Source organism: Asanoa ishikariensis (genome assembly GCF_900107455.1).
GTDB lineage: Bacteria > Actinomycetota > Actinomycetes > Mycobacteriales > Micromonosporaceae > Asanoa > Asanoa ishikariensis.
Genome location: NZ_FNQB01000002.1, coordinates 854,101 through 869,853, shown reverse-complemented (window position 1 = coordinate 869,853; position 15,753 = coordinate 854,101). Strand labels below are relative to the sequence as shown.

Below are 15,753 nucleotides of genomic sequence, written 5' to 3'. Positions count from 1 at the left end.
CCGGGTGCGCGAGATCGTCGAAGCGATCATGGCGGGCGAAGGTTCCACTTCGTCCGAGCTGTCCGCACTCGGGCGGATACCGGTGCCCCCGACCTATCGCGGTGTGGTGGTGCGGGCCGACGAGACCGGCATGTTCGAAGGGCTGGCCACCGGCGACAAGGACCCCCGCAAGTCGCTGCACGTGCAGGAGGTGCCGACGCCGGAGCTGGCGCCGGGCGAGGCGCTGGTCGCGGTCATGGCGAGCGCCATCAACTACAACACCGTCTGGACCAGCATCTTCGAGCCGGTGCCGACGTTCGCGTTCCTCCGCCGCTACGCCAAGCTCTCGGCGATCACCAAGCGGCACGAGCTGCCGTACCAGGTGGTGGGTTCGGACGCCGCCGGCGTCGTGCTCCGGGTGGGTGCCGGCGTCTCCAAATGGAAACCGGGTGACGAGGTGGTGGCGCACTGCCTGTCGGTCGAGCTGGAGGAGGCCGACGGGCACGACGACACGATGCTCGACCCGGAGCAGCGGATCTGGGGCTTCGAGACCAACTTCGGCGGCCTGGCCGAGCTGGCCGTGGTCAAGGCCAACCAGCTCATGCCGAAGCCGCGGCACCTGACCTGGGAGGAGGCCGCCTGCCCGGGGCTGGTGAACTCCACCGCGTACCGGCAGCTCGTCTCGCACCACGGCGCCGCGATGAAGCAGGGTGACGTCGTGCTCATCTGGGGTGCCTCGGGCGGGCTCGGCGGGTACGCCACCCAGTACGCGCTGCACGGCGGCGCGACGCCGGTCTGCGTGGTGTCCTCGCCCGAGAAGGCCGAGCTGTGCCGGCGGATGGGCGCCGAGCTCGTCATCGACCGCGCCGCGGAGGACTTCCGGTTCTGGTCCGACGAGCACACCCAGGACCCGAGCGAGTGGCGCCGACTGGGCGAGCTGATCCGGACGCTCACCGGCGGGCGCGATCCGGACATCGTCTTCGAGCACCCGGGGAGGGAGACCTTCGGCGCCAGCGTGTACGTCGCGCGGCGGGGCGGGGCGATCGTCACGTGCGCGTCGACAAGTGGTTTCCAACACGAGTTCGACAACCGCTATCTGTGGATGAACCTGAAGCGGATCATCGGCAGCCACTTCGCCAACTATCGCGAGGCGTGGGAAGCGAATCGACTCATCTCTTCGGCTCGAATCCACCCGACGCTCTCCCGCGTCTATCCGCTGGAGCAGACCGGCCAAGCGACCCTCGACGTACAACACAACAGGCATCAGGGAAAGGTCGGCGTCCGCTGCCTCGCACCTGCCGAGGGGCTGGGCGTTCGTGATCCTGAGCTGCGCGCGCGGCACGAACAAGCGATCAACAGGTTCCGGGGCGAATAGCCGACTCGCCGTTTGTCCACGATCGGCGGAATTTCCTATGTCGACGGCCAAGGCTGGTAAGATGACCATGCTTTGTCGGGCGACAACGGCCGCACCGCCCTTGCGCTGCCCCCTGGTAGGTCTGCCAGGATGTCCCAATGCCCCAGCAGCAGTCCTCCCTTGGCTTCTTCGAGAACGCTAACTCGACGGAAGAGTTCACCGTCGCTCTGCGCGGCTACGACCGCAGGCAGGTCGACGACACCATCTCGCGCCTGCAGAACCGCCTCGCCGCTGCCGAGAAGGAGCGCGCCGACGCGGAGCAGAAGACCAACGACGCGCAGCGCCGCCTGCGCCAGGCCGAGCAGCGGCTCGGCGCACTCGAGCAGAAGCTGAACGACACCAACAAGCAGCTCGAGGAGAACAACCGGCCGACGCTCTCCGGTCTCGGCACCCGGGTCGAGCAGATCCTGCGCCTCGCCGAGGAGCAGGCCAACGACCACCGGGGCGAGGCCAAGCGCGAGTCCGAGGGCATCCTCTCCGCGGCCCGCCTCGAGGCCCGCGAGATCACCGACAAGGCGCGCGCCGAGGCCGCGGCCATGAAGGCCACCGCCGAGCGCGAGGCCGGCAGCCTGCGCACCGCCGCCGAGCGCGAGGCCGCCGAGGTCCGCGTGCAGGCCCGCCGCGAGGCCGACACGCTGCGCGCCGACGCCGACCGCGAGACCAAGCAGTTGCGCACGGTCACCGCGCACGAGGTCGCCGAGCTCAAGTCGACCGTGGAGCGCGAGGTGGCCACGCTGCGCGCCACCGCCGAGCGGGAGATCACCCAGCTCCGCGCCAAGGCCGGCCGCGAGGCCGAGGAGAAGCGCGCCGAGGCGACCAAGATGCTCAGCGACGCCCGCGACAAGCGCGACAAGGACCTGCAGGCCCTCGCGCTGGAGCTGGCCGAGCGTCGCGAGAAGTCGGAGCGCGAAGAGTCCGCACGGCACGCCTCGCAGGTCGCGCAGACCCAGAAGCTGGTCGCCGAGGCCGAGGAGCGCGCCCGCGCCGCCGAGGACCGGGCCAAGGAGATCGAGCAGCGTGCGGAGGCGCGCCGGGTCGAGTCCGAGCGCACCGCCGCCGAGACCGTCGACCGGGCCCGCGCCGCGGCCGACAAGAACCTCAAGGAAGCTCAGTCCGAGGCGCACCGCCACCTCACCGAGGCGCGCAGCGAGGCCGAGATCACCACGAACACCGCCCGGCGCGAGGTCGAAGACCTCACCCGTCAGAAGGACGCGGTCACCGCGCAGCTCGGCCAGATGCTGTCGGGCCTCGCGGGCATCGTCCCCTCGGTGGCGGCGCCCAAGCAGGAGACCAAGAAGGACAAGGACGCCGAGGACAAGTCGGCGGCCACCGCCTGACCCCGCTGCTGGGGCAAACGGCTGGCATCGTCAGGCCGCATCGCGAGTTCGCGGTGCGGCCTGTCGCCGTCTGAGCGCTCGGCTAATATTGGTCTACTCCCCTCAATTCGGCAGCAACAGTCGCACGTCCCGCCATGCGGTGTGTATCGGAGCGCTACGGGACGGCGCATGTGAGGATGTGACCATGTCCAACGGCGCGGAACTGTTCGCTCTGGGCGGCGACAACTCCCCCCACTTCGAGTCCGCGCTGCGCGGTTACGACCGTCGCCAGGTCGACCGCTACGTCAGCCAGGCCGAGCAGGAGATCGCCGCACTGCTGGCCGAACGCGAACACCACTTCGGTCAGATCCACACGCTCTCGGCGCAGGTCGAGCAGCTCCAGGTCGAGCTGGCCACGGTGCGGCGGGAGGCGGCGAGCATCGACGTCGTGCGGTTCCGCCACCTCGGTCCCCGCGTCGAGCAGATCCTCGCGCTGGCCGAGGAGCAGGCCGACGAGATCCGCTCCGACGCGCACCGCTCGGTGCAGTCCCAGCGCGACCAGGCCGACAACATCGTCGACGAGGCCCGCGGGCACGCCGCCTCGGCGGTCCGCGACTTCGAGCTCGCCCTGGCCGCCCGGCGCGGCGAGGAGGAGCGGGTCGACGTCGCCCGCCGGGCCGAGGTCGAGGCACAGCTCGCCGCGACCCACGCCGAGATCCAACGGCTGCACGGCGAGTCCAGCCAGATCCTGGTCACCGCGCGGCAGGAGGCCGACTCGGTGCGCGCCGCGGTCGACCAGGAGATCGGCGGCCGGCGGTCCACCGCCGAACGCGAGCTGGCCGCGCTGCGCGCCGAGACCGAAGCGCTGGTCGCCGCACAGCGGGCCGCGGTCGAGCGGGAGACCGCCGAGCAGCGCGCCGCGCTCGAACGCGCGGGCGCCGAGCAGCGCGCCGCGCTGGAGCAGTCGGGTGCGGAGGGGCGGGCCGCGATCGAGCAGGAGCTCGGCCAGCACCGCACGGCGCTCGAGCAGCAGATCAGCGACCGGCAGAGCGGCGCCGAGCAGGACTACGCGTCCCGCAGCGCCGCCGCCGAACGCGAGCTGACGCAGTGGCGCACCGGCATCGAGCAGCAGGTCACGGCCCAGCGGGTGGAGGCCGAGCGATACGCGGTCGAGCTGCGTCGCCAGGCCGAGGAGCACGCCGCGGCGATCCGCCGGCAGCAGGACGACGAGGCCGAGCGGCTGGCCGCCACCCAGCAGGAGACCGAGGCGGCCCGCAAGCAGCTCGCCGAGGCCCAGGCCGAGCTGGCGAAGGCACACCAGTCGTTGGCCGAGGCACGGGCGGCGGCCGTCGCACCGGAGCCGGCGGAGGCCGCTGAGGCCGCCGGGTCCAACGGCAACGGGAAGGTCGACGCGGCCGCGCTCACCGCGACCGTCGATGCCACCGAGCACAAGAGCCGTACGCTCACCGCCGACTAACTGGTCACGATCACGACGGCTGGCGTCCATTTCGCGTACCTAACATGCGGGTTGTCCATGGACACCCATGCATGGAGGAACCGACAATGCGGGTCAGCAGGACCAGGCTGGCGGCCTGTGACCGGAACGTGCACATCGCGTACGCGAAGATGTCCGGTGCCGTCGCGGACACCAAGTTCAGCTTCGCGGTCATGCCGGACACGCAGCAGGAGGTGCTGAACGCCGCGGACACCCGGTTCCTGAACCGGACCAACTGGTTGGTGGGGAACCGTTCCGCGCTCGACCTCCGGTTCGTCACCTCCTCCGGCGACGTGGTCAACTGGGACACGCCCGACCACTCCCAGTACGTGATCGCCCGCAACGCGATGCGCCCGCTGGAGACCGCCCGGATCCCCTACTCGCTCGCGATCGGCAACCACCGCCTCGTGGCTGGTGCTGACCCTGGAGCTGTGGCCCCGGGTCGAGGCGGTCAACTGGGCCAGGAGCGTTGTCGCGGCCAACCCGCACAGCAACGTCATCGTGGTCACGCACGACTACATCGACGGCAACGGCAACATCGAGCAGAGCGCGTCGTACGGGGCGACCAGCCCGCAGTATCTCTACGACAACCTGGTCAAGCAGTACGCGAACATCCGGTTCGTCTTCTCCGGCCACGTCGGCATCGCCGGCAGCCGGGTCGACACCGGCGTACACGGCAACAAGATCTACTCGTTCCTGCAGACCTTCCACTCGAACACCACCAACCCGGTGCGACTGGTCGAGATCGACACGTCCACCGAGTCGCTGCACACCTGGGTCTACGGGCCTTACAACAACCAGACCTTCACCGAGTACGACAAGACCATTTCGGGTATCGGCGTCGTGCGCTGAGCCGCCGGCCGGTGCGGCGGCAGTGCGGCCGTCGCACCGGTCTTGTAACGTGCCGGGCCTGGACGGGTGGAAGGGGGAGCCACGGTGAGCACCGACGATCCGGCCCCGACGGTTGACGAGCAGGCGACCAAGGACGAGCCGGTTCCCAAGCCACGGTCCGCGGAAACCGACGAACTGCCCTTCGGCAAGCCCGGCCGGCCGTTCCGGCGCAGCCCGTTCACGATCGGCTTCGTCGGCGGGCTGGGCCTGGTCCTCGCGTACGCCACGTATCTCGCGGCACGCAACGCGCTCGGCATCCTCGTGCTCATCTTCATCGCGCTGTTCCTGGCCATCGGCCTCAACCCGGCGGTGGTCCGGCTGCGCAAGATCGGCGTGCCGCGCGGCGGTGCCGTGGCGATCGTCGCGCTCGCGCTCGTGCTGGTGCTGGGCGGCGCGATCGGTGCGCTGGTGCCGCCGCTGGTCACCCAGGTGGGTGACTTCATCACAGCGGCGCCCGGCTACATCGAGGCGCTGCAACGCAACGACACCATCAACGACCTGGTCGGCCAGTTCGACCTTGTCGACCGGGTCAAGTCACTGGCCAGCCCGGAGACGCTCAGCCGCGCGCTGGGCGGTGTCTTCGGGGGCGCCAAGCTGCTCTTCGGCACCATCTTCCAGGTCCTCACCGTGCTGGTGCTGACCATCTACTTCATGGCGTCCTTCGACAAGATGAAGAGCGCCGCGTACGGCCTGGTGCCGGCGTCCCGCCGCGAGCGGGTCCGGCTGCTCTCCGACGAGATCCTCGCCAAGGTCGGCGCCTACATCGTCGGCGCGCTGGCGATCGCGGTGCTGGCCGGCATCAGCGCGTTCGTGTTCGCGATGATCGTCGGTCTGGCGTACCCGTTCGCCCTCGCCGTGGTGGTCGCCGTCTGTGACCTGATCCCGCAGATCGGCGCGACCATCGGTGCCGTCATCGTCACCATCGTCGCGTTCGCCGACTCGCTCACGGTCGGCATCGCGGCCGCGGTGTTCTTCCTCGTCTACCAGCAGGTCGAGAACTACCTGATCTATCCGAAGGTGATGCGCAAGTCGGTCAAGGTCAGCGACGTGGCCGCGATCGTGGCGGCACTGGTCGGCGTCGGCCTGTTCGGCGTGCTCGGCGCCCTGGTCGCGATCCCGGCGGTGGCCGCGGTGCAACTCATCGTCCGCGAGGTGGTCATGCCTCGGCAGGAGGCACGCTGACCGCGCAAATGCCGAACCGGCCTTGTTACTGATCGACCGCGCCTTGTAGCGTCGGTGCGTTCGCAGCCCGGCGGCGCCGTTCTTGGCGTCGTGCCGCGCGAAACCTGGGGGAACCGTGACCAACACCGCCGTCGGCGTCGCCCACGTGCGTGGCCCCGGAGATCCACCACCCCCGAGCCCGTTCCGGGCCCGTTGGCGTCGCCCGATCGCGATCGCCCTCGGTGTGCTGGCCGTCGTGCTGGTCGGTGCGCTGGTCGCACCGTGGTTGCTGCCCAGCGATGAGCCGACTCCGCCACCGGCCGCCGCCACCAAGGTCCCGAGCGCCTCCCCCGGTGTGCGGGTCGAGGCTGAGGGTCCGGTGCCGACCTCGTGGCCCGACGCGTCGAACACCGGCGTGCCGGAGGGCCTGGCGCTCACCAAGGTCGAGAGCCTCGACCTGGTCACCGACGGCGAGGTGCTCACCGGGCTCGACATCGAGGGTTGCGTCGACGTGCACGCGCGGAACGTGACGATCCGCCAGTCCCGGATCACCTGCGACCGCAAGACCTGGGCCGTCCGCACCTTCGACACCACCGAGAACCTCGTCCTGGAAGACGTGGAGATCGACGGCACGGGCATCAACTCGACGGCGGTCTGCTGCGACAACTACACGCTGCGCCGGGCTGAGGTGCGCAACGTCATCGACGGTCCCCGGCTGGGCAACAACGTCACCGTGGTCGACTCGTGGGTGCACGACCTGGCCCGCACCGACAGCTCGCACAACGACGCGCTGCAGACCACCGGCGGCACGGCCATCGTGGTCAAGCACAACCGCCTGGACCTCTACGACAAGGCCACGCAGGACCCGTTCAACGCCTGCCTGATGGTCGGCTCCACCACCACGCCGCTGGTCCGTGACCTGGTCTTCGAGGACAACTACTGCAACGGCGGCAACTACTCGATCGGCATCCGCGACGACCTGAAGGCCGATTCGGTCACCTTCCGCCGCAACGTCTTCGGCCGCGACTTCCGCTACGGCGTGGTCGCCCGCCCGGACCACCCCGGCATCACCTGGGCCGACACCAACCTCTGGGCCGACTCCCGCACGCCCGTCCTCGACAAGTAGGTCGTCCGCACCCTCCACTGTGCGTCCTACTCTTGCGCAGAATGGTTTGTGATGCAAAGCTTTTGGTAGTGCAGAAGCTCGGCATCGACCCCATGGAGGAGCGATATGTCCGACAAACCGCACCACGACGCGGCACCCGGTGAGCTCCTGGCGTCGATGGCCGACCTGCGCCGGCGCACCCGTGCGGCCCGCCACGCGTACTGGTTCCCGCTGATCCTGTTCGGCCTGCTCATGGCGGCCGCCCTGCCTTTCTACCTGGAGTCGGCCGAGCGGGTCGGCATGGTCGGCCTGCCGGGCGACGGTCCCCTGCTGGCCGCCCTGGGCGGAGACTTCCTGGAGCACTCCACCGGGCTCGGCTGGTACTGGCTGGTCGCGCTGCTCGCCGGCTTTCTGATCAGCCTCGGCTGGTATCGCTGGCGTGGCGAACGGACCGGCCTGCGCACTCCGACCCGCGCCTACCTGCGGGCGGGGGTCATCGGCACGCTCGCCGGCGTGCTGCTGCCGGTCGTCCTGCGCTTCCTGCTGTTCAACACGGACGCGGGGGTGTCCGGGGCGACCAGCGGAGTGACCATCTCGCTGCTGGGTGTCGCCAACCGGGGCATGTTCCCGCACCTGGTCATCGCGGTCGGCCTGCTCGTGCTGGCCCGACTCGAACGCAGCCGAGCCCTGCTGGTGGTGACGCTCTGCTTCACCGCGGCCGTCGTCGCCGTCAACGGCTGGTTCCACCTGAGCGAGTTCGAGCCCGGCGACCTGAGCCGCTGGAGCTTCCTGCTGGCGGCCGTGCCGCCGGCGGTCATCCTGCTCGTCGGCGGCACCGCCGCCCTGCTCACGAGGCGGCCCGCTTGAGCGACCCCTTTCCGACCAACGGGCTGGACGACACCGTCCATCAACGGCACCGGCTCGGCATCCTCACGATCGCGGCCGAGACGGAGACGGTGGAGGTCAGCTACCTCCGCGAGGCCCTGGAACTGACCCCCGGCAACCTCTCCCGGCACCTCGCCGTCCTGGAGGAGGCCGACCTGATCGAGCTCGAACGCGGCTACCACGGCCGCCGGCCGAAGACCTGGGTCCGGATCACGGCCCAGGGCCGGCACGCCCTCGAAGCCGAGCTCGACGCGCTCCGCGAGCTGCTCCGCCGCCGGGCCTGACGGCTCAGACGGCCAGTGCCGCTCGCACGGTGGCCTCCGCCGCCTGGCCGCCCGCGCCCTGTGAGGTGACCCGGCCGGACTCGAGGACGTAGTAGCGGTCCGCGGCTCGCACCGCGAAGCCGATGTGCTGCTCGACCAGCAGGAACGAGATGCCCCTGGCCCGGCTGATCTCCAGGATGGCGCGCTCGATCTCGGCCACGACGGAGGGCTGGATGCCCTCCGTCGGCTCGTCGAGCAGCAGCAGCCGTGGTGCGGTGATCAGGGCGCGGGCGATGGCGAGCTGCTGGCGCTGACCGCCCGAGAGCAGACCGGCCCGCCGGGCCAGCAGCGGACCCAGCGCCGGGAACAGGTCCATCGCCTCCGCCATCGCGGCCGGGCCGCCGCGTCGGGTGTCGGCGACCAGCCGCAGGTTCTCCTCGGTCGTCAGGTGCGGGAAGCACTGCTGGCCCTGCGGCACGTAGCCCATTCCCCGGGCCACCCGCTCGTGCGGCGCCAGCCGGGTGACGTCGGCGCCGTCGAAGGTGACCGTGCCGTGGCGCGGGCGCAGCAGGCCGATCGCGGTGCGCAGCAGCGTGCTCTTGCCCGCGCCGTTGTGCCCCAGCAGGGCCGAGATGCGGCCGTCCGGCACCGCGACGGACACTCCATGCAGGACGGACGTGCGACCGTAGCCCGCGGCGACGTCCTCGATCGACAGCATCATGCGGCAGCACCCAGATAGACCTCCTGGACCCGCGGGTCGGCCTGCACCTGCGCCACCGTGCCCTCGCTCAGGACGCGGCCCGCGTGCAACACCGTGACCGTACGGGCGAAGCTCCGCATGAAGTCCATGTCGTGCTCGATCACCACCACGGTGCGTTCGGCGCTGATCGACGCCAGGAGCGCGCCGGTCGCGTCGCGCTCCTCGTGGCTCATGCCCGCCACCGGCTCGTCGAGCAGCAGCAGGTCGACGTTCTGCACGAGCAGCATTCCGATCTCCAGCCATTGCTTGTGACCGTGGGCGAGCGTGCCGGCCAGCGCGTCCCGCCGGTCGGTGAGGCCGATCGTCTCCAGCGCCCGCGAGACGACCTCGGGCACCGTTCGGCGGCGCCGCACCATCGTCCACGCGCCCCGCCCGGCACCCGCCGCGATGTCGAGGTTCTGCAACACGCTGAGGCCCTCGAACACCGACGACGTCTGGAACGTGCGCCCGACCCCGAGCCGCGCGATCCGGTGCACCGGCCGGCCCAGCAACTGCCGGCCCCCGAAGAGGACCGAGCCGGTCGCCTTGACCAGCCCGGTCACCGCGTCGACCAGCGTCGTCTTGCCGGCACCGTTGGGGCCGATCAGGAACCTGATGTCACCCGGCGCCACCGTGAGGTCGACACCGTCGACGGCCACGAACCCGTCGAAGCTCACGCGCAGCCCGCGCATCTCCAGCCCGTTCACGTGCCCACCTCCCCTCGCCGTCGCCGGAGCAGCGCCGGCAACGCCGCCAGGCCGCCCGGCAGGAACGCGACGACCACGACGAACAACAGCCCTTGCAGGTACGTCCACGCGGCCGGGAACTCCTCGGACAGGCTCGTCCGGGCCCAGGCCACCGCGACCGCGCCGAGGACCGGGCCCAGCAGCACCGCCCGGCCGCCCACCGCGACGCCGACGACGAACTCGATCGACGGCACGACCCCGATCAGGGCCGGGTTGATGATGCCCACGGCCGGCACGAACAGCGCTCCGGCCAGACCCGCCATCCCGGCGGCGACCACGTACGCGACGAGCTTGACGGTCGCCGGGTTGTGGCCGAGGAAGCGCACCCGCTCCTCGCCGTCGCGCACCGCCACCAGGAGCTCGCCGTATCTGCTGTGCATGAGCTGGCGGGCCAGGGCGAGCAGCAGGAGCAGGCCGCCGGCGACGATGAAGTAGACCATCCGCTGGTTGACCGGGTCGTCGAGGTCGTACCCGAAGAAGCCCTGGAAGTCGGTCAACCCGTTGGTGCCGCCTGTCGTGCCCTGCTGCCCGATCAGGAAGATCACCAGTGCGGCGGCGAGGGCCTGGCTGAGGATGGCGAAGTACGCGCCACGCACCCGACGCCGGAAGACCAGCGAGCCGAGCAGGAACGCGACGAGCATCGGCAGGAGCACGGTCGCCGGCAGCGCGAACCACGGGCTCGCGAACGGGCGCCACCACCACGGCAGCTCGTCGAGTTGTCCGTACAGCGCCATGAAGTCCGGCAACTGCGCGGGTCCGGCGTCGGCGAGCTTCATGTGCATGGCCATGGCATAGCCGCCCAGGCCGAAGAACACGCCCTGGCCAAGGGTGAGCAGGCCGCCGCGGCCCCAGGCGAGACCGATGCCGACGGCCACCATCGCGAGGCACAGGTACTTGGCGAGCAGGCTCAGCCGGAAGTCCGACAGCACGGACGGTGCCAGGGCGAACAGCAGCAGCGCCCCGGACGCGAAGCCGATCGCGGCCCGGGCCGGCCGGCCGAGAGTCCGTCGCCGCTGCGGCGTCGGAGCCCGTGCGGCGGTGTCGGGGGTGGACGGCGCCGTCGTCGCCGTCATGCCAGGCTCCGGGTGCGCAGGGTGAACAGGCCCTGGGGCCGCCACTGGAGGAACCCGACGATCGCCACGAAGACGACCACCTTGGCGACGCTGAGCGTGGTGGTGTATTCCACCAGCGACTGGAGCGTGCCGAGCACGAAGGCGACGATCACGCCGCCCTTCAGTGTCCCGATGCCGCCCACCACGACCACCAGGAACGCGTCGATGATGAGGTTGGTGCCCATCGTCGGACCGATCGGACCCAGCAGGGTCAGCGCCACTCCCGCGACGCCGGCCAGACCGGAACCGATGAAGAAGGTCAGGCGGTCGACCCGGCCGGTCGGGATGCCGGAGACCTCCGCGAGGTCGCGGTTCTGCACCACCGCGCGGATCCGCCGGCCCAGCGGGGTCAGCCGCAGGACGAGCGTCAGCCCGGCCACCGCGAGGATCGCCAGACCCAGGATGAACAGCCGGTTGGTCGACAGCGTGAGGTCGCCGAACACCGGCACGTTGCCGGTGAGCCAGTCCGGCGCGCGGGTCTGCACGTTGGGCGCGCCGAAGATGTCGCGGGCGAGTTGCTGGAGGATCAGCGACACGCCCCAGGTGACCAGCAGGGTGTCCAGCGGCCGGGCGTAGAGCCGGCGGATCAGCAGGTATTCCAGGGCGGCGCCGAGCGCGCCGGCGACCAGGAAGGCCACCGGCAACGCCACCAGCAACGAGACGCCCGCGCCGGCGATGGCGCCCTGCAGGACGTACACCGTGTAGGCGCCGGCCATGATGAACTCGCCGTGCGCCATGTTGATGACGCCCATCTGGCCGAAGGTCAGGGATAGGCCCAGGGCGATCAGCAACAGCACCGCCCCGATGCTGACTCCGGTGAAGAGTTGACCGACGAGGACCGTCATCACGACAGGCCTGTCGCCCACGGGTAGCCCTTGAGGTACGGGTCCGGCTTGAGCGGAGCGCCGGAGTTCCACACCTCGGTGATCAGGCCGTCCGGCCCCACCTTGCCGATCCGCGCGGTCTTGTGGATGTGCTGCGTCGCGCCGTCGACCGTGACCAGTCCCTCGGGGGCGTCGTAGGTGACGCCGTCGGCGGCGGCCTTGACCTTCTCGACCTCGAAGGAGCCGGCCTTCTCGACCATCGCCTTCCACAGGTGGACCGAGACGTACGCGGCCTCCATCGGGTCGCTGGTCGGCTTGTCGGCGCCGTACTTCGCCTTGTACGCCGCGACGAACTTCTGGTTGGCCGCGCCCGGCGTGGTCTGGTAGTAGTTCCAGGCGGTCAACTGGTCGGCCAGGTACTGCGTGCCGATGCTCTTGACCTCTTCCTCCGCGATCGACACCGACACCACCGGCGTGCCGGCCGCGGTCAACCCGGCCGACTTGTACTCCTTGAAGAACGCGACGTTGCTGTCACCGTTGAGCGTGTTGAACACGGCCGCGGCCTTGGCCGCCTTGACCTTGTTGACGATCGTGCCGAACTCGGTGGAGCCGAGCGGGGCGTAGTCCTCGCCGAGGACCTTCATCCCGTTCGCCTCGGCGTACGCCTTGATGATCTTGTTGGCCGTGCGCGGGAAGACGTAGTCGCTGCCGACCAGGTAGACCGATGTCTTGCCCTGCGACTTGAGGTAGTCGAGGCCCGGCACGATCTGCTGGTTGGTGGTCGCGCCGGTGTAGAAGATGTAGGGCGACTGCTCCAGCCCTTCATACTGCACGGGATAGAAGAGCAGCGACTTGTTCTCCTCGAACACCGGCTTGACCGCCTTGCGGCTGGCCGATGTCCAGCAGCCGAACACGGCGGCGACGGCGTTCTCCTTGATGAGCTTCTCCGCCTTCTCCGCGAACGTCGGCCAGTCCGACGCGCCGTCCTCGCTGATCGGCTCGATCTTCTTTCCGAGTACGCCGCCCGCCGCGTTGATCTCCTCGACGGCGAGCAGGATCGCGTCGCGAACGGTGACCTCGCTGATCGCCATGGTTCCGGAGAGCGAGTTGAGCAGCCCCACCTTGACCGCGTCGCCCGAGGTGTCCACGCTGGCACCGACGGCGGACGCGTTCTGACCGGTCTTGCTGCCGCAACCGGCGAGGGCCAGGGTCGTGGCAAGGACGAGTGCTAAAGCGGTGCGGCGGCGCCCATGATCGGCAAGCATCGATCCTCCATGCGTCGATGGGAGTCACATCGTCCGCAGCGCCCGTTGCGCAGCCGTTTCCTGGCCGTTGACCGACCGTTGCCAACAGGGCGACGCTCGGTAACCGATTGACACTCCACAAGCGACTACCGAAATCCGACCTCCTGTGGTTAGGTGAGCCTAACCAAAGTTCTAGGAGCCTTCCTTGACGTCAGTGACGCTGACGACGACCGTGGACATCGCCGAGCTGTCCCGGGTCTATCGCGACGTGCACGCGGCCGACCTGCATCTCGTCGACCACAAAGACCCGACCGTCGAGCAGCGGCTGGCCTGGACCGTCGATGCGCCGGGCTTCACCGCCACGGTCGCCCACGTCGACGGCAAACTCGCGGGCGCCGTGCTGGGCTGCCCACTGCCGACCGAAACGCTGTGGTGGCGCGACCTGGCCGACGCCGACCCGGCCGTGGCGCGGGAATGGGCCGGGCGCACGTTCGCCATCTGCGAGGCGTTCGTGCTCCCCGAGCACCGCCGGCAGCGGCTCGGCGTGCCGCTGATCCTCGACCTGCTGACCAGCCGGCCCGAGGAGCGCGTCACGATGGCGGTGGCCGAGACCAACACCCGGGTCTGGCGCGCGTTGGGGGCACTGGGCTTCGCACACGTCGGCGACCTCGTGCCGTTCCCGGGCTGGCGTCCACATCGGATGCTCGTGTGCCCGCTGCCGCTGGCGAGCCGGCGATGACCGATCCGGCGTACGCGGAGGACCTGCCCGGGTTCGGCCCCTTCGCGCTGGTCCGGCTGGACCCGGCGCGCGACCGGGACCTGGTGCACGGCTGGGTCAGCCAGCCACGCGCCCGCTTCTGGGGCATGACCGAGCACTCCCCCGAGGTCGTCCAGGAGATCTACGAGTTCGTCGACGGCCTGGCGACCCACCACGCGTACCTGATGCGGCTCGCCGGCACGCCGGTCGGCATCTTCCAGACGTACGAGCCGGCCGCTGACCCGATCGGCGAGTACTACGAGGTGCGCGACGGCGATTTCGGCATCCACCTGTTCCTGGCCCCTGCGCAGCAGCCGGTCCCCGGCTTCCTGGGCGCGGTGGCCGGTGCCCTGCTCCGGTTCGCCTTCGCCCACCCAGGCACGAAACGCATCGTGATCGAGCCGGACATCCACAACGAACGCGCCCTGATCCGCTGGCGGAGCCTAGGTTTCGTCTTCGACGCCGTGGTGACGACACCGGACAAGACGGCCCAGCTCGCCTTCCTGTCGCGTTAACCGCCGAGCAGCTCACGTCTGGTCAGGAAGGCGCGTAACGTCTCGTCGTCCGCGGTGGACATCAAGCGGCGTGGGATCACGGTTGCCGGCATCCGGCCGACGTACACGATCCAGAACTCGGGGGTTTCCGTCACCTGGGCGACTCCGTCCCAGGCGATGCCGCCAGTCTCCGTGCCGCTGCGCATCATGATGTTGTCGTCGGTGATGTCGTAGTCGCCGTCGACGGTGTAGCCGCCGGAGCGCCGGCGGGCGCGCCATTTCAGCAGCGGCGAGTACAGCATCGCCAGCACGCCACCGACGATCATCGCGATGTACAGGGGCGAGATCTGGTCGCCCCAGGAGAGCCCCTGCGAGATGGCGAGACCGATCACGCCCAACGCCGCGAGCACCGCGCCGACGTAGCCGTACTTGCGTAGCGCGACACCGCTGAGTGCGGCGGCCACGCGGCCCGGGTAGGCCGGATCGGCTGGGACGTCAAATCGGATGTGCACACCCGAACGATAGTGCCCATCCGCGTGCGGCTTTGCCGTGTCAGCGGACGTGTCAGGTCCGTGGCGGGGGCGTGGCAGCCCCGGTGCCGATAGTCGACGCATGAACAACAACATGCGGAACTTCGACACCCCCAACCCGATCACCGCCATCCTCGACATCCCCGCCGGACGCGTCCAACTCATCGCCACCGACCAGACCGACACCACCGTCCGGATCCAGCCCGCCAACGCCGCCAAGAACCGCGACGTCAAAGCAGCACAGCGGACCACCGTCGACTACCACGACGGCGTCCTACGGATCACCGACCCGACCTCGAAGAACAAGCTCGTCGGCTCCTCCGGATCCATCGAGGTGACCATCGAACTGCCCGCCGGCTCCCGCATCGACGCCAAAACCGCCTGCTGCGAGGTCCGCAGCGTCGGCCGCCTCGGCGACGTCACCTTCGACGGCGCCTACCGCCAAATCAGCATCGACGAAGCCGCCAGCCTGCACCTCACCGCCATCGACGGCGACGTCGAGATCGGCCGGCTCGGCGGACCCGCCCAGATCAGCACCGCACGCGGCGACATCCGGATCACCGAAGCCGCCGCCGGCGCCGTCGTGCTCCGCACCCACTCCGGCGACATCGCCGTCACCGCCGCCACCGGCGTCTCCGCCACCCTGGACGCCGGCACCGGCTACGGCCGCATCGACAACGCCCTGCGCAACGACGGCGACGCGCGACTCGACATCCGCGCCACCACCTCCCACGGCCACATCACCGCCCGCAGCCGGTAGGAAATGGGGACCAGCCCACCGCGACGAGTTCCAGTCAG

General features: G+C 70.0%; 17 protein-coding genes. 11 read left to right on the top strand and 6 right to left on the bottom strand.

Annotated elements, in window-relative coordinates; genetic code table 11:
* The first annotated feature begins 4 nt into the window (after positions 1–4).
* The 8 genes from ccrA (at position 5) to BLV39_RS18355 (ending at position 8,530) form a co-directional block, all read left to right on the top strand.
* Entirely contained in the window at positions 5–1,354 is a 1,350-nt protein-coding gene (ccrA, locus tag BLV39_RS18390; protein ID WP_090793743.1) for a crotonyl-CoA carboxylase/reductase, read from the top strand.
* Between the two features lie 137 nt (positions 1,355–1,491).
* Positions 1,492–2,730, top strand: coding sequence for a coiled-coil domain-containing protein (locus BLV39_RS18385; protein WP_090793740.1), 1,239 nt, complete (start codon positions 1,492–1,494; stop codon positions 2,728–2,730).
* A gap of 184 nt (positions 2,731–2,914) precedes the next feature.
* Positions 2,915–4,186, top strand: a complete 1,272-nt coding sequence (locus tag BLV39_RS18380; RefSeq protein WP_090793737.1) for a coiled-coil domain-containing protein — start codon at positions 2,915–2,917, stop codon at positions 4,184–4,186.
* A gap of 432 nt (positions 4,187–4,618) precedes the next feature.
* On the top strand, positions 4,619–5,056 hold the full coding sequence (locus tag BLV39_RS43040) for a metallophosphoesterase family protein (RefSeq protein WP_176984967.1): 438 nt from the start codon (positions 4,619–4,621) through the stop codon (positions 5,054–5,056).
* An 84-nt stretch (positions 5,057–5,140) separates the two neighbouring features.
* On the top strand, positions 5,141–6,277 hold the full coding sequence (locus BLV39_RS18370; RefSeq protein ID WP_373315398.1) for an AI-2E family transporter: 1,137 nt from the start codon (positions 5,141–5,143) through the stop codon (positions 6,275–6,277).
* Positions 6,278–6,392: 115 nt separating this feature from the next.
* Positions 6,393–7,382 (top strand): hypothetical protein, encoded by a 990-nt coding sequence (locus BLV39_RS18365; RefSeq protein ID WP_090793732.1) that lies wholly within the window; start codon positions 6,393–6,395, stop codon positions 7,380–7,382.
* Between the two features lie 105 nt (positions 7,383–7,487).
* Complete coding sequence (locus tag BLV39_RS18360) at positions 7,488–8,228, top strand: hypothetical protein (protein WP_090793730.1); 741 nt, start codon at positions 7,488–7,490, stop codon at positions 8,226–8,228.
* Positions 8,225–8,530, top strand: coding sequence for a transcriptional regulator (locus BLV39_RS18355; protein ID WP_090793727.1), 306 nt, complete (start codon positions 8,225–8,227; stop codon positions 8,528–8,530). The genes BLV39_RS18360 and BLV39_RS18355 overlap by 4 nt, the downstream gene beginning before the upstream one ends.
* Before the next feature lie 4 nt (positions 8,531–8,534).
* Here BLV39_RS18355 and urtE read toward each other — a convergent pair whose 3' ends face one another.
* The 5 genes from urtE to urtA are packed head-to-tail and all read right to left on the bottom strand — an operon-like array spanning position 8,535 to position 13,195.
* Positions 8,535–9,230 (bottom strand): urea ABC transporter ATP-binding subunit UrtE, encoded by a 696-nt coding sequence (urtE, locus tag BLV39_RS18350; protein ID WP_239083854.1) that lies wholly within the window; start codon positions 9,228–9,230, stop codon positions 8,535–8,537.
* Positions 9,227–9,955, bottom strand: coding sequence for an urea ABC transporter ATP-binding protein UrtD (urtD, locus tag BLV39_RS18345; protein WP_239083855.1), 729 nt, complete (start codon positions 9,953–9,955; stop codon positions 9,227–9,229). Before urtD ends, urtE begins: the two co-directional genes overlap by 4 nt.
* Positions 9,952–11,067 carry an urea ABC transporter permease subunit UrtC gene (gene urtC / locus BLV39_RS18340; RefSeq protein WP_090793724.1) on the bottom strand — a complete coding sequence of 372 codons (1,116 nt, stop codon included), beginning with the start codon at positions 11,065–11,067 and terminating at the stop codon, positions 9,952–9,954. Before urtC ends, urtD begins: the two co-directional genes overlap by 4 nt.
* On the bottom strand, positions 11,064–11,951 hold the full coding sequence (urtB, locus tag BLV39_RS18335) for an urea ABC transporter permease subunit UrtB (RefSeq protein WP_090793721.1): 888 nt from the start codon (positions 11,949–11,951) through the stop codon (positions 11,064–11,066). The genes urtC and urtB overlap by 4 nt, the downstream gene beginning before the upstream one ends.
* Positions 11,951–13,195 carry an urea ABC transporter substrate-binding protein gene (urtA, locus tag BLV39_RS18330; protein WP_090793717.1) on the bottom strand — a complete coding sequence of 415 codons (1,245 nt, stop codon included), beginning with the start codon at positions 13,193–13,195 and terminating at the stop codon, positions 11,951–11,953. The genes urtB and urtA overlap by 1 nt, the downstream gene beginning before the upstream one ends.
* A 193-nt stretch (positions 13,196–13,388) precedes the next feature.
* Between urtA and BLV39_RS18325 the strand changes: the two genes are divergently transcribed.
* Positions 13,389–13,913: a GNAT family N-acetyltransferase gene (locus BLV39_RS18325; protein WP_239083858.1), complete on the top strand. Its 525-nt coding sequence runs from the start codon at positions 13,389–13,391 to the stop codon at positions 13,911–13,913.
* A complete protein-coding gene (locus BLV39_RS18320; protein ID WP_090797496.1) occupies positions 13,910–14,446 on the top strand; it encodes a GNAT family N-acetyltransferase in 537 nt (178 codons plus the stop codon). The genes BLV39_RS18325 and BLV39_RS18320 overlap by 4 nt, the downstream gene beginning before the upstream one ends.
* On the opposite strand, the gene BLV39_RS18315 is transcribed toward BLV39_RS18320, so the two are convergent.
* The gene (locus tag BLV39_RS18315; RefSeq protein ID WP_090793711.1) at positions 14,443–14,937 is read right to left on the bottom strand and encodes a YcxB family protein; all 495 of its coding nucleotides are present in this window, start codon (positions 14,935–14,937) and stop codon (positions 14,443–14,445) included. The two genes, BLV39_RS18320 and BLV39_RS18315, sit on opposite strands and share 4 nt — an antisense overlap.
* A gap of 100 nt (positions 14,938–15,037) precedes the next feature.
* On the opposite strand from BLV39_RS18315, the gene BLV39_RS18310 reads away from it, so the two are divergent.
* Complete coding sequence (locus BLV39_RS18310; RefSeq protein ID WP_342342462.1) at positions 15,038–15,715, top strand: DUF4097 family beta strand repeat-containing protein; 678 nt, start codon at positions 15,038–15,040, stop codon at positions 15,713–15,715.
* The last annotated feature ends 38 nt before the right edge of the window (positions 15,716–15,753 follow it).

What these genes read in the sequence shown, in the direction of transcription:
- BLV39_RS18310 (WP_342342462.1), top strand. Translation starts at nt 15,038, where the DNA reads ATGAACAACAACATGCGGAACTTCGACACCCCCAACCCGATCACCGCC.
- urtA (WP_090793717.1), bottom strand. Translation starts at nt 13,195, where the DNA reads ATGCTTGCCGATCATGGGCGCCGCCGCACCGCTTTAGCACTCGTCCTT.
- BLV39_RS18360 (WP_090793730.1), top strand. Translation starts at nt 7,488, where the DNA reads ATGTCCGACAAACCGCACCACGACGCGGCACCCGGTGAGCTCCTGGCG.
- urtE (WP_239083854.1), bottom strand. Translation starts at nt 9,230, where the DNA reads ATGATGCTGTCGATCGAGGACGTCGCCGCGGGCTACGGTCGCACGTCC.
- urtC (WP_090793724.1), bottom strand. Translation starts at nt 11,067, where the DNA reads ATGACGGCGACGACGGCGCCGTCCACCCCCGACACCGCCGCACGGGCT.
- BLV39_RS18385 (WP_090793740.1), top strand. Translation starts at nt 1,492, where the DNA reads ATGCCCCAGCAGCAGTCCTCCCTTGGCTTCTTCGAGAACGCTAACTCG.
- BLV39_RS18320 (WP_090797496.1), top strand. Translation starts at nt 13,910, where the DNA reads ATGACCGATCCGGCGTACGCGGAGGACCTGCCCGGGTTCGGCCCCTTC.
- urtB (WP_090793721.1), bottom strand. Translation starts at nt 11,951, where the DNA reads ATGACGGTCCTCGTCGGTCAACTCTTCACCGGAGTCAGCATCGGGGCG.
- BLV39_RS18380 (WP_090793737.1), top strand. Translation starts at nt 2,915, where the DNA reads ATGTCCAACGGCGCGGAACTGTTCGCTCTGGGCGGCGACAACTCCCCC.